This window comes from Fodinibius saliphilus (assembly GCF_005869845.1).
Taxonomy (GTDB): Bacteria; Bacteroidota; Rhodothermia; order Balneolales; family Balneolaceae; genus Fodinibius; species Fodinibius saliphilus.
The window spans coordinates 606,070-630,980 of sequence record NZ_VAWF01000001.1 but is presented as its reverse complement, the minus strand read 5'-3'; the positions used below and the strand labels follow the sequence as shown (position 1 = coordinate 630,980).

Annotated in this window: 18 protein-coding genes; 10 read left to right on the top strand and 8 right to left on the bottom strand. The window is 38.9% G+C overall.

Annotation, left to right across the window (positions count from 1 at the left end; genetic code table 11):
- Positions 1-94: 94 nt before the first annotated feature.
- The gene (locus tag FCN14_RS02565) at positions 95-1,828 is read right to left on the bottom strand and encodes a PKD domain-containing protein (protein ID WP_138429527.1); all 1,734 of its coding nucleotides are present in this window, start codon (positions 1,826-1,828) and stop codon (positions 95-97) included.
- A 110-nt stretch (positions 1,829-1,938) separates the two neighbouring features.
- Between FCN14_RS02565 and FCN14_RS02560 the strand changes: the two genes are divergently transcribed.
- Positions 1,939-2,517, top strand: coding sequence for a sigma-70 family RNA polymerase sigma factor (locus FCN14_RS02560; RefSeq protein ID WP_138429526.1), 579 nt, complete (start codon positions 1,939-1,941; stop codon positions 2,515-2,517).
- A 78-nt stretch (positions 2,518-2,595) separates the two neighbouring features.
- Entirely contained in the window at positions 2,596-5,331 is a 2,736-nt protein-coding gene (locus tag FCN14_RS02555) for a serine/threonine-protein kinase (protein WP_138429525.1), read from the top strand.
- Positions 5,332-5,351: 20 nt separating this feature from the next.
- Here the strand turns inward: FCN14_RS02555 and FCN14_RS02550 are convergent, their stop codons facing one another.
- Positions 5,352-6,419, bottom strand: coding sequence for an agmatine deiminase family protein (locus FCN14_RS02550; protein ID WP_138429524.1), 1,068 nt, complete (start codon positions 6,417-6,419; stop codon positions 5,352-5,354).
- Positions 6,420-6,785: 366 nt separating this feature from the next.
- Here FCN14_RS02550 and FCN14_RS02545 point away from each other — a divergent pair, with 366 nt between their 5' ends.
- The gene (locus FCN14_RS02545; RefSeq protein WP_138429523.1) at positions 6,786-7,358 is read left to right on the top strand and encodes an ECF-type sigma factor; all 573 of its coding nucleotides are present in this window, start codon (positions 6,786-6,788) and stop codon (positions 7,356-7,358) included.
- Positions 7,359-7,361: 3 nt separating this feature from the next.
- Here the strand turns inward: FCN14_RS02545 and FCN14_RS02540 are convergent, their stop codons facing one another.
- Complete coding sequence (locus FCN14_RS02540) at positions 7,362-8,234, bottom strand: carbon-nitrogen hydrolase (RefSeq protein WP_138429522.1); 873 nt, start codon at positions 8,232-8,234, stop codon at positions 7,362-7,364.
- Between the two features lie 136 nt (positions 8,235-8,370).
- Positions 8,371-10,389 carry a hypothetical protein gene (locus tag FCN14_RS02535; RefSeq protein ID WP_138429521.1) on the bottom strand — a complete coding sequence of 673 codons (2,019 nt, stop codon included), beginning with the start codon at positions 10,387-10,389 and terminating at the stop codon, positions 8,371-8,373.
- A 184-nt stretch (positions 10,390-10,573) separates the two neighbouring features.
- On the opposite strand from FCN14_RS02535, the gene FCN14_RS02530 reads away from it, so the two are divergent.
- Together FCN14_RS02530 and FCN14_RS02525 are read left to right on the top strand one after the other, a co-directional pair.
- Positions 10,574-11,131, top strand: coding sequence for an ECF-type sigma factor (locus tag FCN14_RS02530; RefSeq protein WP_138429520.1), 558 nt, complete (start codon positions 10,574-10,576; stop codon positions 11,129-11,131).
- A 176-nt stretch (positions 11,132-11,307) separates the two neighbouring features.
- Positions 11,308-13,830 (top strand): serine/threonine-protein kinase, encoded by a 2,523-nt coding sequence (locus FCN14_RS02525; protein WP_138429519.1) that lies wholly within the window; start codon positions 11,308-11,310, stop codon positions 13,828-13,830.
- 165 nt (positions 13,831-13,995) lie between these two features.
- Here FCN14_RS02525 and FCN14_RS02520 read toward each other — a convergent pair whose 3' ends face one another.
- Positions 13,996-15,444, bottom strand: coding sequence for a hypothetical protein (locus FCN14_RS02520; protein ID WP_138429518.1), 1,449 nt, complete (start codon positions 15,442-15,444; stop codon positions 13,996-13,998).
- A 716-nt stretch (positions 15,445-16,160) separates the two neighbouring features.
- Here FCN14_RS02520 and pckA point away from each other — a divergent pair.
- Positions 16,161-17,765, top strand: a complete 1,605-nt coding sequence (gene pckA, locus FCN14_RS02515) for a phosphoenolpyruvate carboxykinase (ATP) (RefSeq protein WP_138429517.1) — start codon at positions 16,161-16,163, stop codon at positions 17,763-17,765.
- Positions 17,766-17,854: 89 nt separating this feature from the next.
- Here pckA and FCN14_RS02510 read toward each other — a convergent pair whose 3' ends face one another.
- Entirely contained in the window at positions 17,855-18,967 is a 1,113-nt protein-coding gene (locus tag FCN14_RS02510; RefSeq protein WP_138429516.1) for a serine hydrolase domain-containing protein, read from the bottom strand.
- Positions 18,968-19,072: 105 nt separating this feature from the next.
- Positions 19,073-20,149 (bottom strand): peptide chain release factor 1, encoded by a 1,077-nt coding sequence (prfA, locus tag FCN14_RS02505; protein WP_171032782.1) that lies wholly within the window; start codon positions 20,147-20,149, stop codon positions 19,073-19,075.
- 160 nt (positions 20,150-20,309) lie between these two features.
- Here prfA and purK point away from each other — a divergent pair, with 160 nt between their 5' ends.
- The 4 genes from purK (at position 20,310) to FCN14_RS02485 (ending at position 23,583) form a co-directional block, all read left to right on the top strand.
- The gene (gene purK / locus FCN14_RS02500; RefSeq protein ID WP_138429515.1) at positions 20,310-21,470 is read left to right on the top strand and encodes a 5-(carboxyamino)imidazole ribonucleotide synthase; all 1,161 of its coding nucleotides are present in this window, start codon (positions 20,310-20,312) and stop codon (positions 21,468-21,470) included.
- A gap of 127 nt (positions 21,471-21,597) precedes the next feature.
- Positions 21,598-22,089 carry a 5-(carboxyamino)imidazole ribonucleotide mutase gene (purE, locus tag FCN14_RS02495; protein ID WP_138429514.1) on the top strand — a complete coding sequence of 164 codons (492 nt, stop codon included), beginning with the start codon at positions 21,598-21,600 and terminating at the stop codon, positions 22,087-22,089.
- Between the two features lie 581 nt (positions 22,090-22,670).
- A complete protein-coding gene (locus tag FCN14_RS02490; protein ID WP_138429513.1) occupies positions 22,671-23,069 on the top strand; it encodes a hypothetical protein in 399 nt (132 codons plus the stop codon).
- Positions 23,070-23,223: 154 nt separating this feature from the next.
- Positions 23,224-23,583 carry a TfoX/Sxy family protein gene (locus tag FCN14_RS02485; protein WP_171032781.1) on the top strand — a complete coding sequence of 120 codons (360 nt, stop codon included), beginning with the start codon at positions 23,224-23,226 and terminating at the stop codon, positions 23,581-23,583.
- Positions 23,584-23,615: 32 nt separating this feature from the next.
- Here FCN14_RS02485 and bioA read toward each other — a convergent pair whose 3' ends face one another.
- Entirely contained in the window at positions 23,616-24,899 is a 1,284-nt protein-coding gene (bioA, locus tag FCN14_RS02480) for an adenosylmethionine--8-amino-7-oxononanoate transaminase (protein WP_138429511.1), read from the bottom strand.
- Positions 24,900-24,911: the final 12 nt, after the last annotated feature.

Below are 24,911 nucleotides of genomic sequence, written 5' to 3'. Positions count from 1 at the left end.
AGGATTGTTACTATTTGCCTACCAGATGCTCAAATAAGGTTCAGCCTAACATAGGTAAAAGTTATGCTCAAGGTCAGAGTATTCAAATTTACCATTAGTTACATATCTCTGAGCTGCCGGTTCCCCAGCGTAGGCTCCCCCCCTGATCATTTACATATATTTCTCCAAGATCATAATCGCTTACATCTTGTCTGCATCTTGGACTAGCTCCATTAGACCAGCTATTTCCGAATGCCGGTAATTCACTCACTACCTCACCACTACGCGATACCTGTACATCCCATCCCCTAACATTTTGGAAAACATTGTTACCCGGATCCTGATCAGTACCCAAATCCACAGAAAAGTTATTGTCATTGGGCAAATTAGGTCCTCCAACATCTATTGCACTGGTATTAATATCTTTGAATGTAGTTCCACGCACTATCAGTGTACCATCGAGTTGCCTGATAGCATCATAGGCTAAATTCACATTAGACTCTTGTGTAAGCACTCCTTCAATAATACTATCAGTTATTTTAACAACAGAAGCACGCATTAAAACTGCTGACCACTGCGTATACTCTATAGTAGAGTTCAGAATCTCGATATTAGTATTTGGCTGATCATTGTCCATTACTATCCCATATTTAAAACGAGCACCTGATGTTGACCCGGTACTGCTGGTAATAGTCGTATTTTCTAATGTTAGATCCACATCATCTTCCAGGTCGAAAGCATAGGCATTCACATGCCCTGTACCGGGTTTAAATACCGAATTGGTGACATTAATAGTAAGATTATGAACATCATCAACCTCGATAGCTCCAACATCTCCCATATTTGAAATATCCGTATCTTTAATATTTAGGGTTACATTTGAAGTGTTAAATCGGTTTAGATAAGCACGTCCAACATTATTCCCGTTAATATAGCTCCGGGTACCGTTATAGCCCCGAACATCTACTGTCATATTTGAGCCGGTTGATATGGCTACTCCTTCCCTGGCATTCATTGTTATTTTAATATCCTCCAATGCAACTGTTGATGAGCTCATGTCGCTTCCGCTCCATATATATACCGCATCGGGGTCGCCATTAAACGTTCCCCCGGTATAACCATTTTCAATATGTAGGTGTCTTAATATTACTCCCTCTCCAATTTTAATTGCCGGGTCCCTCTCAACATCTGGACTCAGCAGGTGTATACTGCTACGATCGACACTCTGGTCTCCCTTAACAATCAAGTTGCCGATAAAGGACAAAGGATAACTTTCTCCGTTATTTTCGTCATAGGTCCCTTTTGCAACACGCATGGTATCGATTGCCAAAAAGGGATCACTATCATTATTGCCAATGCGTGTCAATGCTGCGGATACCGTTTTCAAAGGTGTTGCCTCCATATAGCCGTTAATATCTTCATCAGTACCGCTATTTGCATCAACAAATATTCTTTTAGCTATTGCTGAATATACAACAGTATCAGCATCTGTTTCACCGTCAGAACTCACCTCCAGTTCCAAAATATACTCCCCAGGCAGATCAGGTGTAAAAGTAGGGGTTTCTGAGGATGCATTTGACAAGGTGACTGTACTGTTGGCAGGCTGATTAGTAAAACTCCAGGAATAACTGATAGTTCCACTTCCCGTCGAACCGGATCCATCTGCTGATATTTCAAACCCAACAGCTTCCTCCGAATCTGTTCCTGCATCTGCAGTTGCAGTAGGTGTTCCGCCATTTCCGCCTCCATCATCACCTCCTCCATTGTCTGGGCTAGTACTGTTTCCTGAACAGCCGAAGAGGATTAGCACTGACATTATTAATCCGAATATTGTAGCTTTGTTAGTCATGATTTAGTAATTTGATATTAGAAATCTTTAATTTCAGGAACATTTATTACGGTCTTCCATTGTTACATACGACAAGAGATTATAAAACAGCTCATCCAGATTAATCATCTATGGTATCTCAATCAGAAGTCACTCAACTACTTTGCCAGTTAAAAGATGGTCAAAAGAAGGTCTACGAAAAGCTTTACCCACTTATTTATGAAGAGCTTAGGAAGCTAGCTTATTCACACATGCATCGTCAGTCACCGGACCACACCCTCTCAAAGACTGAACTCGTGCATGAGACCTATTTAAAGATGATAGATCAGTCGAAGATTAACTTCACTGATAAAAGCCATTTTTTAGCAATTTCCTCTCGCTGTATGCGTCAAATTTTAATCGATTATGCCCGCAAGAAAACGGCTGAAAAGCGTGGAGGTAAACAGAAAGATCTCACGTATATAGACGAAATTTTTAAGAATCAGAATAAAAAGTCACAAGAACTTCTGGATATTGATGCAGCACTTGATAGACTGGAAAAACTAAATAGCAGACTCAGCAAAGTTGTTGAAATGCGTTTCTTTGGAGAAATGACAATTACAGAAACAGCAAATACCTTAGGCATTTCTGAGAGTACTGTTAAACGTGATTGGATGAAGGCTCGGGGCTGGCTATACAAAGAATTGAAAGGGCGGTTTAAGATGGAGTAATTTGACCTACCTTACATATTCTTTTACGTAGGTGCATAATGAAGGACCACAATAACTATTAATTGACTCGTACTTGGCATGAGTGAACTCGACTGGCAAGAAGTAGAGACTATTATTGATGAAGTATTAGACTTACCCCAAGATCAGCACCCTGCTTTCATCCAAAAAAGGTGTAAAAATAATAAAACCCTCAAAATAGAAGTCACCCAACTCCTTAACTCGATTTTTGAGTCAGAAGGCTGGCTTGACAACCCATCTACATACAAGAAGGAGTTTTATAACGAACTAGGTAACGAAATTGAGAGTATTACTGAAGAAAATTCCCTAATAGGTAAAAAAGTTGGCTCCTATTCTATTAAAAGCATCTTGGGAGAAGGTGGTATGGGTACAGTCTATATGGCTGAACGTGATGATAAAAAATTTGATCACAAGGTGGCTATCAAAATAATTCGACATGGGAGAGCTACACAATCAAATATACAACGATTTAAAAGAGAACAGCAGATTCTAGCGAACCTTAGCCATCGCGGAATAGCCCAGCTTTTTGACGGCGGAGTTACCGATGACGGGTTTCTCTATATCATCATGGAATATGTTAACGGCATGCCTATTGATGAATATTGCCGCAAATACAATACTTCGATTGATGATAAAATTGAGCTTTTTAAACAAGTACTACAAGCCGTTCGTCATGCCCATGAGAACCTGGTTATTCATCGGGATTTGAAACCTGGAAATATCCTGGTCGATCAATCCGGGAATGTTAAAATACTCGATTTTGGAATATCCAAACTCCACCAAGAAGAGGATGCTTCTTTAACACAGACAGGAGCACGACTTCTGACTCCAAAATATGCAGCACCTGAACAAATTAAGGAAACCAATATCACAACAGCTACCGATCTATATGCCCTCGGTATCATATTTTATCAATTATTAGCAGGGGCCTTTCCTTTCAATTTTGAAGATATCTCACAACATGAAATTGAACATATTATATTAAAAAAGGACCCCTCATCCCCAAGCTCATCAGTTGATTCGATAACCCTTAAAAAAAAGCTACGAGGCGATCTGGATGCAATTGTACTCAAAGCCATTCGTAAAGAAGCTGACCAACGCTACCGTGTTGCCAATGATTTTTTAAGTGATTTAGAAAATTACCGTAAGGGATTACCAGTTACCGCACGTCAAAATTCAGTGCAGTATCGGTCAAAAAAGTTTTTCCAACGACATAAACAAGGCCTTGCTACAGTTGTAGGTGTTATTTTACTCATCATCGGTTTTGCAAGCTTTTATACTTGGCGCATTGCCAAAGAGCGTGATCAGGCGCGTTTTGAAGCAGAACGCGCTGAACAAGTAAAAAACTTTATGCTTCAGATGTTTAATACCGGCAATCCAGATATGAAAAGCTATGCTGGCAATAATGCCACAGTCAATGATTTACTCTTGGCTGGATTCCATAGAACAGAACGAGAGCTAAATGATCAACCGAAAATATACATTGAAATGCTCTCTGCAATTGGGGATGCTTTATCAAATGTGGATGCATTCGAAACCGCTAAAGAAGCTTTAACAAAAGCATTAAATAGAAGTATTACACACTATGGTGAAAAGTCATTACAAACTGCTAACATTCATTCCCATCTCTCAAGTTACTATCACGAAGTCCACAAATACAACTTGGCTGAAAAACACATTCGCAAAGCAATTGATATTAAAATACAGTTATATGGAGACAATTCACCTGAGTTGGCAGAACCTTTTGCGATATACGCAAGTAATCAATTTTTGCAATCTCAATATCAAAAAGCAGAAAACTTATTTCTAAAATCGGATAGTCTTAAAAAAAGATATCATAAGACAGACAATATTTCTTATCACGTTACTTTAGCAAACTTAGGAGAAACTCAGTTATTTTTGGGTGAATATGGGCTAGCTGAGAAACATTTTAAAAAGGCTCTCTCCTATTTCAAGAATTATTATGAACACTCCCATCCCGAAATTGCCCGTACAAAGTATCGAATGGGATTATTATATCATCGTACCAGCAAACATAAGAAAGCTGAATCATACCTACTTGAAGCATTGGAAGAGTTCATCAAGTTGTATGGTCCCAATAGTTCTGAATTAAGTGCCAGCTATGGATTATTAGCCAGAAATTACCGCGTCTTAAGCGAATGGGAACAAGCCGAAAAATATGCACTCAAGGATATTGACCTAACTAAAAGTATCTATGGCGATTCCTCTGTTATATATGCAAAGAGTGTTAATAACTTTGCCATTATTCAAAAAGCTCAAGGCAATTTACAACAGGCAAAGAATAACTACGAGAAATCACTGGCTATTTATCGAAGTAAAATGGACAGCACCAATCCAGACTTGGCAATTCCTATGTATAACCTTGGAGATGTATTAATGGATCTAGGAAAATATAGTAAAGCCCAAAAGTTGTTAAAACAGGTAATCACTATAGACAAGCTACGCCTAGGAGAAAAACATCCTGAAGTTGGCTTAGACCTGAATAAATTAGGTTCAATCTTAATGAAGGCCAAGAAATATGCAAAATCAGATTCCATTTTTACTAAGGCGAAACCTATCTATGAAAACCATTTCCCGCAAGATCACTACCGGATTGGGGAGTTTTTTATGAATTATGGTCTCCTTAAATATCACCAACAAAATTTTTCAATATCAGAAAAATATTTCTCAAAAGCGGTTTCCATATTCAAGAAAAACTTTAATGATAACGATTTACGTATACAAAAAGCCCTGAGCTATATTAAAAACATAAAAGAAAGGCACCACAAGCGTTAGCTGCCTATCCCCCTGGTATTCTATAAGCCGTATAGGGGCTGCGTAATACAATGTATTGCTCCTTGTCCCCATACTAGATCGGCACATGGTATGCCAACAATATCGCGACCAGGGTAATATTGTCTGAAAAGCCTAAGGGCCTCTTGATCATAACGCTCATCATATAATGGGACCAATACGACCTCATTTGCAATATAAAAATTGGTATAGCTGGCCGGCACGTGACTTGACCCATCAACTGTTCTATCCTCTATACGGGTTTCAGGTAATGGCAAGGTTTCTATCGCAAATGAATATCCATGGCGGTCAGTGGCCCGCTGTAATATTTCTAAATTTTCATCTAACACCTTATAGTTGATATCATGCTCAATATCAGAACGCATTGCCAGTATTGTATCTTTATTTAAGAAACGGGCAACATCATCCACATGGCCGTCGGTATCATCTCCTGCCAACCCTCCTTTTAGCCAAATTACTCTCTGTATCCCTAAAAAATCTTGTAATCGTTGCTCAATATCATCTCTTGTCATTTGGGGATTCCTATTGCGATTTAATAATACAGATTCCGTTGTTATCAAGACTCCATCCCCATTGGTATCTATAGACCCACCTTCCAAAACCATTTCCGGTTCATAACGACTTATACCATACTTCGAGGCAAGGTAGCTAGGTAACTTATTATCTGAATCATATGGAGGATATTTATCTCCCCAACTATTATATTCCCAATCTGTTATCGCATACTCAGCCTCTTCTTCCCCCTCTCGATAAACAAAAATGGGGCCACAATCTCGAGCCCAAACATCATTAATTGATTGGATATGAAATATAATCTTATCTAGATTAATATTTCGCTCCCTCAACAAATTTACAACATGCTCATGTAGTATCCTGTTATCAACAAAGAGGTGAATATTCTCATAGCGATGTAATACCTCAATAATATCCAGATAAACATACTCCACCTTTTGTAAACGTTTGCCAGGCCACGTCTTCTTATTTGAAGGCCAATGCATTTGAGTAGCTGAGTGGTTATGCCACTCGGGTAACAGGGAATAGTTCAACTCTGCAGGTATCTTTTCAAGCATATTTCAATCTAATTTTGAGATGCCAGTAGCTCTACACTTCAAGTTATGAGGGTTGCTCAAATATACTATATACAGACAAAAATAAAAGGGCAGTGAGTATCAACCCCACTGCCCTTAACCTTAATATGCGTCATTTATTGACATCTCTCCGCGACCCTCTAACGCTGTATTTTACAGCGGTTTAACATAACATCACTCCTGTGATGCTTAATATGCGCCTCTCTTTAATTTCCTACCTTTTACAAATACCCTCACTTATATAATGCGTAAAATTTATGAGAAAAGTGACAAATTTTCCTAATTTATTTCAATTTTACCTGAAAAATGCTTTTTTAATTAAGGGAATTAATAAAAAAGGGGTAGGATATGACTATAAAAAAGGATGATACAAAGAGATCGTATTTTGTTAATAATATTCACGTCAACACTCAGAAAGCATATAACAAACTATTCTCACTTCTTTATGAAGAGCTAAAAAAACGTGCGTATCTACAACTAATGCCTGAGAAAAATAAAAATGGTATTAGCAACACTGACCTGGTACATGAGCTATATTTAAAGATGCTGAAGCAAAAAAGTTTGAAATGTAATAACTACAATCACTTTCTATCTATTGCTTCTAACTGTATGCATCAAATTCTAATAGATCAGGCTCGTAAACAGGATACAGAAATACGTGGTACCAACTACCAGGAAATAACTTTTCATGAAGAGTTGGGATCAGCAAATGAATGCCCAAAAAGCTACAGCCTTGTAAGTAAATCGGTCGAAGAACTTTCAGTTTATAACAAACGGCTCGCCAAAGTAGTTAGAATGCGATTCTTCCATGATATGACCATGCATAATATTGCCAAATCACTAAAATTATCAGAAAGAACCATAAAGCGTGACTGGAACCAAGCTAAAAACTGGTTGTATAATAATTTAAAAAGTGATTAGCGTTCAATCATTTTCAATATACCGATTTCCTATAGGTTGATAAGTATCTATCCTTCGATCTCTAAAGAATGGCCAAACTCTTCGCTGATTTTCAATTTCTAAAATGTCGATTTCAGCGATCACAGTCTCTTCATCATGACCTGCTTCTGCCAATACTTTTCCAAAAGGACTTGCTACAAAAGAATGTCCCCAGAAATTGACCTCTCCCTCCTCTCCAGTTCTATTCACACTTGCCACAAAACAACTGTTAGCGATTGCATGACTTTTTTGTATTGTTTGCCATGCATCTAGATAGCTCTTTCCAATCTCACCTTTTTCATCCGGCAATGTCCCAATAGCAGTTGGATATACAAGCAGTTCAGCGCCTTTTAGTGCTGCAATACGGGCAGCTTCAGGGAACCATTGATCCCAGCATATCAATGGAGCAATTTTAGCATATTTGGTATCAAAAACCCGATATCCCCCATCTCCGGGTGTGAAATAATATTTCTCATGAAAACCAGGGTCATCCGGGATGTGATGCTTGCGATATGTCCCCATTAAGTTACCATCTGCATCTATAACACAAACGGAATTATGGTAAATACCAGCAGCCCTTCGCTCAAAAAACGGCGCTACAACTACGACCTCCAGTTCTTTTGCCAGTTTTGAAAGCTCTTCAGTAACTGGACCTGGTATGGATTGTGCCAAATCGAAATATTTTTCATCTACAGTTTGACAAAAGTATGGTGTCTGAAATAACTCCTGTAATAATATTATTTGTGCCCCATCATTTGAGGCCTGTTCAATCTTTTTTATAGTCTTCTTCATATTTACTGTGATATCAGAAGAGCATCTGCACTGTATTAGTGCTAACGTTACCTTTTTTATATTCATGGAGCGCACTTTTAAAATCAACGATGAATGTAAATATACAAATCCTCTAACAAGAGGATAAAAAAGAGTTTTAAATAAAAAAGGACTGCCAGATTAACGACAGTCCTTTAAATCATTTATCAATTAGCCCATTATTCTAATAATCATAAAAATCAGAGTTTGAATTATCCAAATAAGTGATATTTGTTCCCGCAACGGTAGCACCCCGGGTTTCCCGTACCATGAAACCATAATTGGCACTATTCTGGATCTCTGTATTCGAAATAGTCAGATAAGCATCGTTATATACCCCTAAATTCCCGGCTGGCATATAAGTCGCCAAATCGCTGCTTCCTCCATACTCTATTTTAACATGATCCATCTCGTTATCAACAGAACCAGAAGCTATTAAGACACCACGCCAAGCTCCTTTCACTTTAGAACGCCCTGTGAAGATAATAGGATTACTACTAGTCCCTATCGCTTTTATTACGCCCGGATCAGTACCACTAGATACTAATAACTTAACATCAGTCCCCATTTCAAACAGCGTTCCGGCCTCGATCGACACTTCCTTTTCAATACTTACCGAACTTGAAAAATAGAACGTCCCGTTGTTAAGGTTACTCCAGGTTTCGCTGCCAGTGGCCTCTGTATCTCCTCCATAGACTTCCACATCTCCGTCATTAAAGTTGGTTAGGTTGTCAATAAAATCAACCTGCGTTGGATGAATTCGCATATCAGAGTTCTGATTATTATCAAACAAGGAGTTGGTTAGAGTGAATGTAGATCCATTTCGGCGGGTTTGAATACCATAACCTGCACTTCCGGTTATTTCGACATTGTCTAGCTCAACTTTGGCCCGATCAATGACCATATTGGCCTTATTGAAGTAGGTAGCCATATTTATACTGCCACCATAGCTGATTTCAACATGCTTCAAGATGTTATCAACAGAAGGTGACCCGATAAATATGCCTCGCCAGGCCCCTGGAGTTTTTGCCGTACCGGTAAATATAATTTTATTATTAGCTGCCCCAATGGCTTTGATGGTTCCATTATTACCTACCTTAAAACCCGCATCAGCTACAAACTCGATTTGGGTACCTGCATCAATAGTCACAAGGTGATCGAAACCTACATTATCCAAAATACTATACTTTGCCCCATTCAACACCGAAATATCCAGGTCAGCTTTTGTTGAGCCGCCAAAGCCTTCTACATATCCACCGTCAAAAGAACTTCCACTGTCAAAATAACCCAATTGACTGATATGGACATATGCATGTTCATCATCATTACTACTGAACTCCATATTTTCCATTGGGAATTCTGAACCACTTCGCCGTGTTTGAATCCCAAACATTCCACTGTTAGATATTTTAGTATTGGCAAGCTGAACTTTAGCCTGATCAATCGTTATATTTGCAGCCTCAAAATAAGTACCCGCAGATTTACTGCCCCCATAACTTATTTCGGCATATTTGATAGCGTTCTCTACAGTATTTGAATAAATATTAATGCCTTTCCAAAATCCATTTACAGATTGGCTTTCACCAGTAAAAATAATTCTATTACTGTCAGTACCAACTGCCGATAATATACCGTCGCTCGCTACTTTTAGCCCCAAGTTTTCTTTAAAATGTATTACAACACCTGGATCAACGGTTAACTTAGCATTGACGTCAACATCACCAACTACTAAATAGTCCGGAATACTAGGTTCTGAAAATATATCTGTTAAGGTACTGTCGGTATTAATATCACCTTCAAGTTCTATTGTTGATTCAGATGATATAACGGATATTGTTGTAGTGGCATCATCGATTATGCCTTTTGAACTATTTTCTATTTCCAGTTTAACTTCATAGTCACCCGCGACATCGGGGATAAACTTTATCTTTGGTTGAGTGGTATTACTTAAGGTAACTGAACTATTTGTTGGTTTGTTCGTAAGTGACCACTGAATATCATAGCCGATATTCTGTTCGTCTTTGGAATTGCCGGCATCCAAGTTAACTTCAACATTGGTTTCGGGTAAACTAGGCGAATGATCGATTACCGCATCTAAGGTAGGTGGATTAGTCGACTTTCCTGAGCCTGAAGGACTGCTGCTACACCCCTGTATTAAAAAAACAGAAGCAATAACCGCTATAACAGTAACTAAATATTTCATAATTTTATTTTTTATTTATTGAGATTAAGATCCAAGACATCTATTGTTATCTACTCTTGAAGAGCCTTGGGGGCTACTGCTTGTAAATGCGAGCCGGTAAGCACAATTGGTTCAAAGTATTTATTATATTCATCACAAATATATCTCTACACAATTATTGGAATCTAATACCCCTTTTGCACCTATGAAATCCCAAGCGGAAATAACCCAGCTATTGGTACATATTAAGGAAGGTTCGGAAAAGGCCTACGACGCTTTATTTCCTTTAGTGTATAACCAACTTAGACAGCTTGCCCATGCTCGGCTAAACAAGGAATATTCTGAAGTAACCTATTCCAAAACAGCATTGGTCCATGAAGTGTATCTAAAAATGGTGCAGCAAGGGAGTATAGAAGCGACTGATCGCAACCACTTTTTTGCCATTTCATCGCGCTGTATGCGTCAGATATTAATTGATCATGCTCGTAAAAAGAAGGCTGAAAAACGTGGCGGGAACCAGCACGAACTAACATATATTGATGGTCTTTTAAATAAAGACACCAGTGCTGAAACCCTTTTAGAAATTGATAAAAAACTTGCTGAACTAGCCCAACTCAGTCAACGGATGGCAGATATAGTAGAACTTCGCTTCTTTGGGGATATGACCATTGATGCAACGGCTGATGTTTTGGATATTTCTGTAAGCACCGTAAAAAGAGATTGGGCTAAGGCCCGGGGATGGCTTTATAAAGAACTGAAATGAGAGACCAACTTTTTTGCTGCATATAACCACTTAACTTAAATACTGGCTATAAAGCCTAACAGCTAATCCTTATTTTAATTAATTAAAACTTTTTGTTCCTTCCTTAGAGTTTTTAAACAATAAAAAATGTCATCTTTCGGCCAGATAAAATTACCACACTAACAGGGTATAAAAGTATGGGACAAACAAATTGGGATAGGGTTGAACAGATTCTTGATGAGGCCTTAACCAAGCCTAAAAACACACGCCTAACCTTTATTGAACAGCAATGTGGCGATAATAAACAGCTGAAGTCATGGATTACCGAACTCTTAGAATCCATTGAGTCCTCAGAGGGTTTCTTGGAAACCGGCAGTGTAGAAAAAGATATTCTGATTCCTAATATCATTGAAGATTTACCTGATGAGCATTACTCTTCTCTTGTTGGAAAACAACTTGGGGCCTACTCCATCACAAAATTGATTGAACATGGCGGAATGGGATCGATTTATCTGGCCGAACGTACTGACGGGGCTTTCCACCATAAAGTGGCTATTAAAATAATTCGGCGCGGTATGGACACCCCCTCCAATATTGCTCGTTTTAAACAGGAACAAAATATCCTGGCCAGTCTCCACCACCCCCATATCGGGCGGCTTTATGATGGCGGTGTTACCAACGAGGGACTTCCATACCTTGTGATGGAATATATCAATGGACAACCTATTGACGAGTATTGTGATGAGCATACCCTCTCTATTGATGAACGTCTTACCCTGTTCCGAAAAGTGTGCAACGCTGTGCAGTATGCCCATAATAACCTCGTTATCCATCGCGATTTAAAACCTGCGAATATACTCATCACCCCGGAAGGTCAAGTAAAAATATTGGATTTTGGTATCGCAAAGCTGCTTGATTCCAACTCCGAAATAGAAAATATCCATAAAACTCAGGCCGGTGCACAAATGCTTACTCTGGCATATGCTGCCCCGGAGCAAATAAATCATGAAACCATAACCACCGCTGCTGACAATTATGCACTGGGCATAGTTTTATATAAACTGCTGATAAGTGTTCATCCATTTGAACCTGGTGAAACAAAAAATCGGGGAGAGCTAAAAAAGCTAATTACTCAAAAAACTGCTCCTAAACCTTCTTCTCATTTTCGAACTTTAGATACCGATACCCAATCAAAAATCGCAGCAAAACGAGGCTTTTCGCCTCATAAGCTTGTTAAGCTTATCTCCGGAGATCTGGATGCTATTGTGCGTAAAAGCTTGCGCAAAAAAGCTGCTAACCGATATAACTCAATTGAACTCTTTGTTGAAGACTTGCGTCGCTATGGTACCGATCAACCGGTTACAGCACGTGCCGAACATTTTCGCTATGTAGCAACGAAATTCTTAAAACGGAATAAAATAGTCATTAACACGGCAGCGGCCTTTTTAATCATATTAATAGGCTTATTCAGTTATCATAGCATCCAGGTTTCACAAGAACGCAATCAAGCACAACTGGAAGCTAAAAAAGCATCTGCCGTTACTAACTTTCTAACAAGTATGATCGAGGCAAACACCCCCAGTGAAGCCCAGGGAGATACCGTATCTATTACAGATTTTCTCGATAGTAGCTTTGAAGAAGTTCAAAATCTTAAAAAGACCCCGTTGGTTCAAGCTGAAGTATTAACTACAATGGGCCGGACTTACCGTACACTAGGCGACATTCAAAAAGCATCTACACTTATAAATAAGGCCCTTAATATATTAGCAAAAGAACAAGTTAAGAATGCCAAAATAGCAAAATCTTATAACGTATATGGTATCATCCAACGTGACTTGGGAAACTATAGTAAATCTACGAAGGCACTGCAGGAATCAATAAATATATATCGTCACATTCGACGTAAAAATACTGATGAATATATTAAATCGCTTAGAGATTTAGCATATGTAGAACGCTTACAGGCAAACTATGGTAACGCTTTGACGCTCATAAAAGAAGCTTTAAAAATAAGTAAAACTCTTTATAAAGAACCAAATGTCAAGACAGCTGAAACGTTATTTATTTATGCCTCAATTCTTCGCTTTCAGAAAAAGTATAAAAGTGCAATAACTATCCAAAAAGAATCACTCGAAATGGTTCGAGAAGTAACAGAAGCTCCCCACCCAGGAATTGCCGCAAATTTAGTCAACCTGGCTAATCTCTATAATAACAAGGGTAAAATAAGAAAAGCCATAGAACTCAATAAGGATGCTTTAAAAATGAGTAATAGTCTTTATGGCGAAGAACACCAAGAAATTGCAAATATTTCAGGTACACTAAGTGGTAACTACTTAGATGCTGGCAAACTGGACTCAGCAGAACAGTATCTCAAAAAAGCATTAAAAATTCAGCGAAAAATAAACCCTGAGAATCCACGACTAGGCAATTTTTACAATAAATATGCTAAAATATACTTTCTTAGAGAAGAGTATAAACTTGCCGAAACTTTCCTAAAAAAAGCACAACATAACTTAGAAAAAAAACATCCTGAAAATCATCCGAGAATAATAAATATCAAAACTAATCAAGCTGAACTTGCTGCCAAGCAAAATAAATTTGATAAAGCCCGTAAGCTTCTCTCTGAGATTTCTAACATTTCGAAAAGTAACTATAATAAACTCGACAACTCGTTGAAAAAAAAGATAGAGAGTTTAAAAAAACTGGTAAATAGTAAATAAATTATATCATTATTTACATTTCATTGTGATCAATTAAATGCAAAAGTTCTGTTATTAATATAATTGGGTTGGAGCAAAACAAATTACCCCCCTATCCTGTAAAAATTTAGGTTAAATAAAAATAGAGAGTCACTTAACTCTCTATTTTCAACATTAAGCTTTAAACTATTTCTTTTTTTCTATCTCAATTGGCTCTTCATTATCATTAATTAGATTACCGATAATGCTCCAGGTGAAGTCCACCTTTACTTTATTTTTAAAATATGGAGCATCCATAGAGAAATATTGATCCGTTAAATAAAAGTGTGTCCCTACTGATTGCGGATCATACCGCGCCTGTCCGTGACAACTCATACAATTTGTCTGCATGCCGTAGAGATTCATCTTTTCCCCAACTTTTTGATAGGATTTAGGATAATATTCGCGAACATCTTTATTTCCCTCTTTAAATACTTCCAATCCAAATCCCGCTTCAAGGTACGGGTTATAGGCATACAAAGATGCTGCATTTTTTCCAGAACCGCCCCGTTCGGCCTGTGCAGGTTGAACCATATTATATGCAACAGCCATAGCATAGTGATTCGCAGCACGATCCAGTTGTTCTATGGGGCGATACCCCGCTATAATACTAGAGCTTGGACTGTAAGGCTTGTCAGGATTTTCGGACCACCAAAATGTCTGCCATGACCAGCGCGTAATCTCTCGCGTAGTAACATGCATACCTAAAAGCACAGCGTAGTCACCAGCTTTGGCATCCTTTCGTTGCTTTGCCTGCTCTTTATCTAGTTTAAAATGGATAAAATCATTTATCGAATAAATATTTTGAGAGCGATCTGTTTCCCCATCTTCTGTAACATATACACTATGGTTCCATTCCTTACTACCAAAAGGCCGCTCGGGCTTACCCCCATCTCCCGGCCAAGCAGCAATACTATATACACCATCTGCATTAGGTTTCGTTAACACCTTAAATACTGGTTTTAAAGAAACACCACTATTGGGAAAGTTAGAAATATTTGCAATCCTCCCCTTGACCAACATCTCATCTAGTGTGCTTTGATAGAATAAATTATTTTCAAATATATGGTCTGCAGCAGTTGGATCATACTTCACAAATCCTATGACTCCGGCCTCTCCCGGTTTAGGCAAAGCTTTCATACTTGCATGAAACTGACGCAGAGTTTTAAGCTCTCCTCTGTTTCGTTTAACATGATGTAGTTCTACCTGATCGTTCTTTTTCCTGTTCTTGTAAGCAGTAATAATATCATCTGGCGTATACCATGTTTCAAAACGACGTAACTTCTGACCATTGATCTGTTGGTCAGTAAATTCAGTTAACGCCTGCCATATTCCCCAACCATGGCTAATAATATTTCGGTTTGTTTCTAGGTTATTCACCTCAGATGATGAACTTACCCATTTTTTAATAGTTGTAGAATCCGTTGGATACGGGTTCCCCGTTATCAGTTCACCTGGCATAGGGACAGCCTCAAAAACATTCGCTGATAGAAGCTGTGATTTTTCTTTTGACTTATTATCTGTATTTGAATCTTCAGTTCGGCATGACACTAAAATTAGAAATGTCAATGCTATAGTAATCCCTCTCTTAAACATATTTCAATCCTCTCTGTTAGTTAGTGATATATTTTATATTACTAATGTTCTTGATATATACGCAAAAGTCAACCTTGAAAACTCTCCATTATATGGCGTATAATTATTTAAGCAATATTTTAAAAATTTTGGTTCCGATATGTATACCTTCAAAAAGAATTACCATAAAAGAAAGGTGCTATTGTTATAAGGTTTTATTACGTCTAACTAAATAGTCATCAATTGCACCGCGATTTTACTTTTCAAAAAAAGGTATTACACATATTTCATCACCTGTATGGACTAAAAAAGTCACCTTAACCTACTATGGTTTTAAGATTTTTTTGAGCCTTAATAAAGCAATCCATGCAATATTTTTTCATGAATTTGCAATTTACCCATTTCCAATTTAGATAATATCAATATTTCTACTCCGTGAACAATACACACAATAAAATACTACCGCAACAAGCTCAAAGCATCAAATTTACTCTTTTATTAAATGTAGGATACCCCTTATAAATCCGCTTTTATTTAGTGTAAAAGTACAAAATCACCTAATTTATATAGGGTTAATAGACCCTATCCATCAAAAATTTTGCATTCTATTTTCCTCCCCATATTCACTAGAAAAATCCTTATACTGACTTCTCTATTTAGAAGTACCTAAGATTGTTATCTCGATTACTAAAAAGCCGATAATTACAACTTAAAAATATCCCAAAATCACTTATCAGATGAGTAATCAAACACACCCGCAAAGCTCTGTGGGACTTGAATATTTGAAGTTAGAAAACAACAGTAAGACACTGTGGAATCTGACTCCTCCTGAGCTTTATGAAGAAGCAATAAAGAATGGTGAGGCTACATTAACAGACGATTATGCAATTCGCATACTAACAGGAGAATATACCGGCCGTTCTCCCAAAGATAAGTACGTTGTTGATCAACCCTCAATCCATGATGATATTGACTGGGGCAAGATTAATCAACCTACAGACGAAGAGGTGTTTGATAACCTTTTTGAAAAAGTTACTAACTACCTACAAGATAAGAAGTTATATATTAAAGACTGCTATGCGGGTGCCGATGAGAAATATCAGCTCAATGTACGGGTAGTAAGTGAAGCGGCCTATCACGGGTTATTTGCCCATAATATGTTTGTACGCCCCTCTAAAGAAGAACTTGAAAGTCATGAACCGGAGTTTACTGTTTTAGCCGCTCCTAACTTCAAGGCAGATCCTGAAGTAGACAATACTAAAACCGAAACGTTTATTTTCGTAAACTTTGATAAGAAAATTATTCTTATTGGTGGTACGCTGTATTCCGGCGAAGTAAAGAAAGGTATCTTCTCGGTAATGAATTATCTGCTGCCCAAGCAAGATGTTATGGCCATGCACTGCTCGGCGAACATGAGTGAGGATGGTGAAACAGCAGTATTCTTTGGTCTCTCCGGAACTGGTAAAACAACGTTATCATCTGACCAAGACCGTATCCTTATCGGTGATGATGAGCACGGGTGGAGCGAAGATGGTGTTTTTAATATCGAAGGAGGTTGTTATGCAAAAACAATCAACTTATCTGAAGAAGGAGAACCATTAATTTATGCAACTACGAAGATGCCGGGAACGATTCTCGAAAATGTAGTACTTGACGAAAATCGTTCACCTGACTTCAATGATACCAGTTATACACAAAATACGCGTTGCTCCTATCCTATCCACTATATTCCCAATGCAAGTGAAAGCGGTACCGGGAACCATCCAAACAACGTGATTTTCTTAACTTGTGATGCTTTTGGAGTACTGCCTCCCATATCCAAGCTTACCCCAGAGCAAGCAATGTACCACTTTATTAGTGGATATACTGCCAAAGTAGCTGGTACCGAACGTGGGGTAACAGAACCACAAGCAACATTCTCTGCCTGTTTCGGTGCACCTTTTATGCCCCTGCATCCTACTGTTTATGCAGAATTGCTGGCTAAGAAAATTCGCAAACATAACTCAACTGTTTGGTTACTCAATACTGGTTGGACCGGCGGCCCCCATGGTGTAGGTCACCGTATGGAACTTACCCATACTCGCCAGATGCTTAGCGAAGCACTGAATGGAAATATTGCAGATGTGGAGTTTAAGATCGATCCGGTATTTGGATTAGCTATTCCGAAACATGTTGATGGGGTACCTAACGACGTGCTTATTCCCCGTAATACCTGGGATGACCAAAATGCTTATGATGAAAAGGCCGATCAGTTAGCCAAGATGTTTGCGGAAAACTTTGAGCAGTTCGAAAATGAAGCAAGTGATGAACTGATTAAAGCAGGTCCAAAGGTAACAGCTTAAATTCGTACAAGCAGGATCCAAAGCTTAATTATTATTTGTACTTAATCGTTATCGGTTATTGAGAAGCAATCTCAATAACCGGTAACGAATTATTTTTGACCCAATACAGCAGGTATCACATATCGATCAAAGATAGTCTGTACTCGGGTAGGCCTTTGCAAATTCCAGGCAGTTATAACACAAACCAATTCTTTTGAAGGCCAAACTATTAAGTGTTGACCACCCGCTCCCCGACCAAGAAAAATTCCCGTATTGTCTATTTTCCACTCCGATTCAAGCTTATTTAATGGATTTAACCACCAAAAATATCCATAGCTATAACTGTAAAATGCATTTTCTTCTGCATGGGATACATGTGTAGAAACCGCATCCTTAATAAAGCTGCTGGAAACAATTTGCTGCCCCTGCCATCGACCTTTATTTAGATAAAGATAGCCAATTTTTGCAAGATCCTGCGAGCGCATGTTAAGTACCACGCCACCATTTTTTTCAGCACCTCCATTAACATCCACAAAATGAATGTTATTGATCTGGAGAGGCTCGAACAGGTATTGCTGGTAAAAGTTGGTCAGTGTCCCATCACTCACCGTCTGTATATACCCATTCACTAGTATTGGATTTCCACTCTGGTATTCAAACATACTGCCCGGTACTTTGGTCACAGGTGTATCCAATATTTTTTTGTACCAATTACCCTTGTATTCAACTATTTTCCTCCAACTATTTTCGGGACCATTCCAAGCTCCCTCCTTCCATTTAAACCCGGCCTGCATCGTCATAAGATCATATAATGTCAGGCTTTTTTTATTATCGTTTAATGCTCTAACTTCAAATTTATCCCTAAACACAGGTAATATTCGTTCGTGGACACCCTCAATTATACCACTCTGTATAGCTATCCCCACTCCTGTTGCGGTTATACTTTTAGTAATGGACTGAAGGGTGTGAAGAGAATCACGATGACTTCCGTTGTAATATGATTCAAAAATCAGTCGGCCATTCTTTATTACCAATACAGAATGAACTTCTCCAAAATAGCCTGATTGAATGCTGTCTTCCATCACTTTAAAGTATTCCACCTCAACCCCCGCCTTTTTCGGAGACCACATTTGCCAATTACTGCCATTCAGTGATTGTGCAAAAGAACCATGGTGGAAAGCTAGCAATAAGAGTGTAAAACTGAAGAAGACATTATCAGGCATAATACTATACTTATCATACTATATTAATAGTATTATACTATCTAACTATGCAAGCTGCAACTGAACGACCATCTTAATGAAATAAAAGGTAGAAGTTTAGATAAGTTACTCCATAACAGCATTGAGCTTATCGAGATTATCCTGCACGCGTAATGCTTCAATAACCTCTTCAATCTCACCCTTCATAATATCTTCCAGGTTATAAAGTGTTAGATTGATTCTATGATCGGTTAACCTGCTCTGAGGAAAGTTATATGTACGTACTTTTGCACTTCGATCTCCTGTCGATATCTGACTTTTTCGCTCTTCATCACGTTCTTTGCGCCGTCGCTCTACTTCCTGTTCATATAGCTTGGAACGCAGCATCTTCATCGCTTTATTCTTATTTTTGTGCTGCGAGCGTTCCTGTTGGCATTCTACCACTACTCCCGTAGGCTCATGAGTAATACGTATAGCAGAATCTGTTTTATTTACGTGCTGCCCCCCTGCTCCACTGGCACGAAAGGTATCAACACGGAGATCCGCTTTATTCACTTCTACATCAACTTCTTCTGCTTCTGGTAAAACGGCAACAGTTGCAGCCGATGTGTGTACCCGTCCCTGCGTTTCTGTTTGCGGAACGCGCTGTACGCGATGAACACCACTTTCATATTTCATCTTCCCATACACTTCATCCCCTTCCAAGCCAAAAGTGAGTTCCTTATAGCCTCCCTTGTCAGACTCACTTAATCCCAACAAATTCAGCTTCCACCCCATCTTATCGGCATAGCGGCGATACATATCAAACAGATCTCCTACAAAAATGGCGGCTTCATCACCACCAGTTCCCGCACGAAGCTCTACAATTACATTTTTAGAGTCATCAGGATCTTTGGGAATAAGCTTGAATTTAATATCCTCTTCCAATTCTTCTAAATGAGATTCAAGCTCCTCATTTTCCATGCGAGCCATCTCGGTGATTTCAGCATCATCCCCTTCTTCAATAAGCTCTTTGTTACCTTTAATATTCTTTTTGGTCTCTTTCCACTCTTCATATAGTTCTACCAACTCCTTTAAATCACTGTGCTCTTTCGTAAGCTCGGTATAATGGTCAGGGTCATCATATACGGCAGGGTCGCTCATGGCCGCCGTAACTTCATCAAATCGTTCGCGAACCTGCTCTAGTTTTGCTTCTATATCCATGTATAATCTTCTATTTCAAATAAGTAGCTTTTGTTAGATACACAAAATACCATTCTTTAATCAAAATTAAGAATATACAAAATAAAACTATGCTCTTAATTACCAGCCGAATAATTCTTATGTTCCGTCTAAATTTTTAAGCATAAAAAACGACTGGGTAATGAATAAAAATCCTTTATCTGCAACCTTTCGCCTTGGTTTCCTCGGTGCCGGTCAGCTGGCACGCATGTCCGGGCTGCAAGCATTTCGATACGGCATTCAGATTGGTGTCTTTTCTGATCGTGAAGAAAATGAGCCTGTTCAATTTATGACCCCTTATTCACAGACCGGCTCTTTTGATTCTTTGGAGGATTTGACCTCTTTTGCCGAAAGCTGTGATGTACTTACCTTGGAAAATGAGTTTATTAGCTCGAATATCCTCAAACAAGCCCAAAAAGATAGTGGAACACCTATCTTTCCTGCCCCGGATAGCTTTGCCCTTATCGAAAACAAGCTGATAGAGAAGCAAACCTTTGAAGACGCAGGTATCCCTGTTACGCCATATGCCCTTATTAAAGATGAAGATCATCTCGAAAATTTTGGAGACGAACACGGTTGGCCCTACCTGTTAAAGTCATCTAAAGGTGGTTACGACGGCTACGGGAATGAGACCGTCCGAGATATTAGTGAAGCCATTATGGCGTTTGAAAACCTGGGTGGTAATAGTGATCGGGATATTATAGCCGAAGCATTTGTTGATTTTACCCACGAATTGGCCGTACAGGTTGCTCGAAACGAAACGGGGCATGTTGTCTATCCGTGTTGCGAGACCGTCCAGGAAAATCATATTTGTGTGGCTGTAAAATCTCCCGCCCCGGTAGATGCATCTGTTCAAAAAAAAGCACAAGAATTGGCGGTACAAGCTACTGAAGCAATCCATGGAAAAGGTATTTTTGCTTACGAATTTTTCTTAAAGCCTAATGGTGATTTGTTACTCAATGAATCAGCTCCACGTCCCCATAACTCGGGCCATTATACTATAGAAGGCTGTGTAACTTCTCAGTTCGAAAACCATGTGCGTGCTGTCATGGGACTGCCACTGGGATCAACTGAGTTACGGACACCCGCAGTAGCTATGATAAATCTACTGGGTACCGACCGGCGAGATGCAAAAGTAGAAAATGCTCTCAAGGCCTTGGCAACATCCGACGGTCACCTTCATTTGTACGGAAAACTCGACAGCAAAGTAGGTCGCAAAATGTCCCACTATACACTGCTGGGCGATGAAATGGAACAAACTTATACAAAAGCAAAGCAAGTGACCGATGGTATTAGGATTTAACGGTAGATGGTACACTCTGAATTTAGTATCCCAAATACAGAATTTTTAAAAAAGGATTTCTGGAATTAACGTTCTAAATTCTATATTAATTTAAATTAAAGCTATTTTCTAATTAACTAGACAGATTATGAGTAAAGCAACACCCCTTGTCGGCGTAATCATGGGCAGTGATAGCGATTGGCCTACCATGAAAGCGGCCTGTGATATTTTAGATGAGTTCGATGTACCTTACGAAAAGAAAGTGATATCGGCACATCGTACTCCAGACGATATGGCTGAGTATGGAAAAGAAGCACGAGATCGGGGCATCAAAGTAATTATTGCAGGAGCAGGCGGCGCAGCTCACCTACCGGGAATGACGGCTGCACATACCACACTGCCGGTTATTGGGGTACCTGTAAAAACGAGTACCTTAAGTGGCTTGGACAGCCTCTACTCTATCGTCCAAATGCCCGGGGGTGTTCCTGTCGCTACCGTTGCAATAGGCAAAGCTAAAAATGCAGGATTGCTGGCAATTCGTATGTTAAGTAGTCACGAAGCTGATCTTGCTAATAAACTGCAAGATTACCACGCAGCTATGGCAGAAGAATCACGAGCTAAAACCAAAAACCTGACTTAAAAAAGCTATTGCCACCTTAAATCAAGGTTTAATGAGTAAATTCTAAAAGCCTTAATTTTGTAGCAGCGGGCAAAAGTTGCAGGGATACATTAAGCCGTTCTGTTTTCAATATTTTTCGTTATAACCGGAACGGGAATTCCGGTCTTGAGTGTAACTGCCGTATTAAAATATGTTGGCTCATCAAAGTTATCTTATTAAAACTGATTAATTAAACCCATGACTCTTTTTAATACTATGTTAGGGCTATCAAAGTATCTTTTCAGGACTTAGCTGAAACTCTTTTATATAACTGTTATCAAGTTTTTATTTGTTGATATAAACAGTATTTCCAACACTAATACTAATGATTACAGACCATTGTTATTGATTATTGATATAAGGAGATGGCTTAAAATGAATAGCAGTTACTTGTATCGCATTTCTTACAATGAATTGATGTATAATACCTCTCAGCAAGATATTACTAGATCTGTAGCATAGCCATAACCGTTATGATAGATAGTTCAACTTAAAACACGAACCATCTCAAATTAACATGTATTCCCTTGTTTATTATGACACTTTTTGAACAAGATTTTCTAATGCGACAGATTCAATATCTTACCCAGCTGTTGCAACAGATTATCTTCAAAAAAAATAACAACCAGAAACAAGAGGCAATACAAAAGATAAATAATGCTCTTGAGCGTGTCACAAAAGGCCATCCAAAACAGTTCCACAAGCTGGAGCTAAAAGAAACAATTTCCCTTTTTATTCAAAATGAAACCTATCAAGCAGAGTTGGCCTTAGCAGTAGCCGACCTACTTGTAGAAAAAGCAGAAATGTTAGCTAAGAAAAAATATAGCCAATCACAGAAAGCATATCTGCAAGCTCTGCTACTGTATAAAAAAGCACAGTTCGATGATGAGGCGGCTGTACCGTTGGATATCCACCAAAAAATTACACACATTAAAAAAAGTTATCTGGTAAGAATACATTAGCGAAAATGAAACAAATTCTTTGTTAGCCTTTCCCAGTGTTACCGATTTAAGGTATCGAACTAAATCTCTAGCAGACCTTAAAAATTCAAATTGTAATATCAGGGAAAAGATGAAATATTAGTGTTCTACACTTAGCTATCAAACAAACTATATTTTGGCTGATTATAACCAACATTTAGAAGACCTTCTTGACCATCACCTTATCGATAATGAGGAATTGGAAAAAAAGAAAAAGCTTGGCGGCGTAGGGTATTTAATAAACGGCAACATGTGCTTGGGAATCTATGAAGACCTACTGATCGCCCGTATTGGGGAATCTCTTGCAAAAAGCATTATAACCAAGCACGGTATTGACCCCTACCTACCCAACAATGATGACTTCAATGATTTTGTATCAGTAAAAAAGAAGATATATAGCCATTCTAAAGCCCTCAAAAAATTTATCGAAGAGAGTATTTCATATACTTCTAAACTGCCACCTAAAACACATGACCGACCCGACCTAGAAGGTTAATACTTTCTATCACCATATTTACCCAACCTTTTCTACTCTTCAAGTAGTTTTTTAATACCCTGATACATTTTTGATAACTGCTCTCTGGTGGTACAGTATGGTGGCATTAAGTAAACAACATTACCCAACGGCCGTATAAGCAATCCTTTATCAACACATTCCTTTTTTATCTTATTTGCTACGGGATTCAGGTAGCCATCAGCATCCTCAGTATCTATCTCCATAGCTGCTATTGTACCGGTAACACGATGCTTCTTTAGCTTGGGATGGTCACGAAGTGGTTCTAACTCTTCTCGATGCCACTGTTCCATCTCGCTAAATACCGGCTCGTTTTCATGCATCAGCTCCATAGAAGCCAAACCTGCTGCACACCCAATAGGGTTGGCGGTATAACTGTGACCGTGCCAAAACGTTTTTATCGGGTCTGAGCTATTAAACGCCTCAAAAATGGTATCTGAAGCTATAGTCAATGATAGGGGTAGAAACCCACCGGTAAGTCCCTTGGCTACTGCTATTAAATCAGGCTCAACCTGTGCCCTTCTACAGGCAAACCAATCCCCAGTACGACCAAAACCGGTCATCACCTCATCAAAAATAAGGAGGGTATCAAACTGACGATTTACCCAGTGCAGTTTTTGCAGAAAGTCTTCTCTACACATACGCATGCCGCCAGCACCTTGGATAAGCGGTTCAATTATAATACCGGCATAGGTTTCCGGATTTTCATCCAACATCTTCTCAAGTTGTCGAATGATTTTATCTTCACGATCCCCTACAGTGTCGTCATCCATCCAAGTATCTGGATAGGGTAAAAAATCGACGTCAAAAAGCAAGTCTTCAAAAACCTCAGTAAATACAGAACGCTCACCGGCCGACATCGCCCCAAAGGTATCTCCGTGATAGGCCCCTTCGAAGCAGATGAACTTGGTTCGCTCTTCTCCCTGATTATGCCAGTACTGGTAGGCCATTTTCATTGCCACTTCCACTGCAGTAGAACCGTCATCAGAAAAGAAGACCCTATTTAACTCGCCAGGCAGTTGCGCGGTCACTTGTTCAGCCAGCCGTTCGGCAGGGTCATGGGTAAAGTTGGCAAAGATAACTTGCTCAAGCTTTTTTGCTTGGTCGGCGATAGCTTTGGCCATTTTAGGGTGCGCATGGCCATGTATATTTACCCACCAGCTAGAAATACAATCCATGATACGGCGACCATCTTCAAGCTCTAGCCAAAGCCCATCTCCCTTTTCTACCTTGACAGGAGTGGGAGCTTCTTTCAAAATTGTAAATGGGTACCAAACATTGCGATGGAAATCGGGCACAGGTTTTAAAAA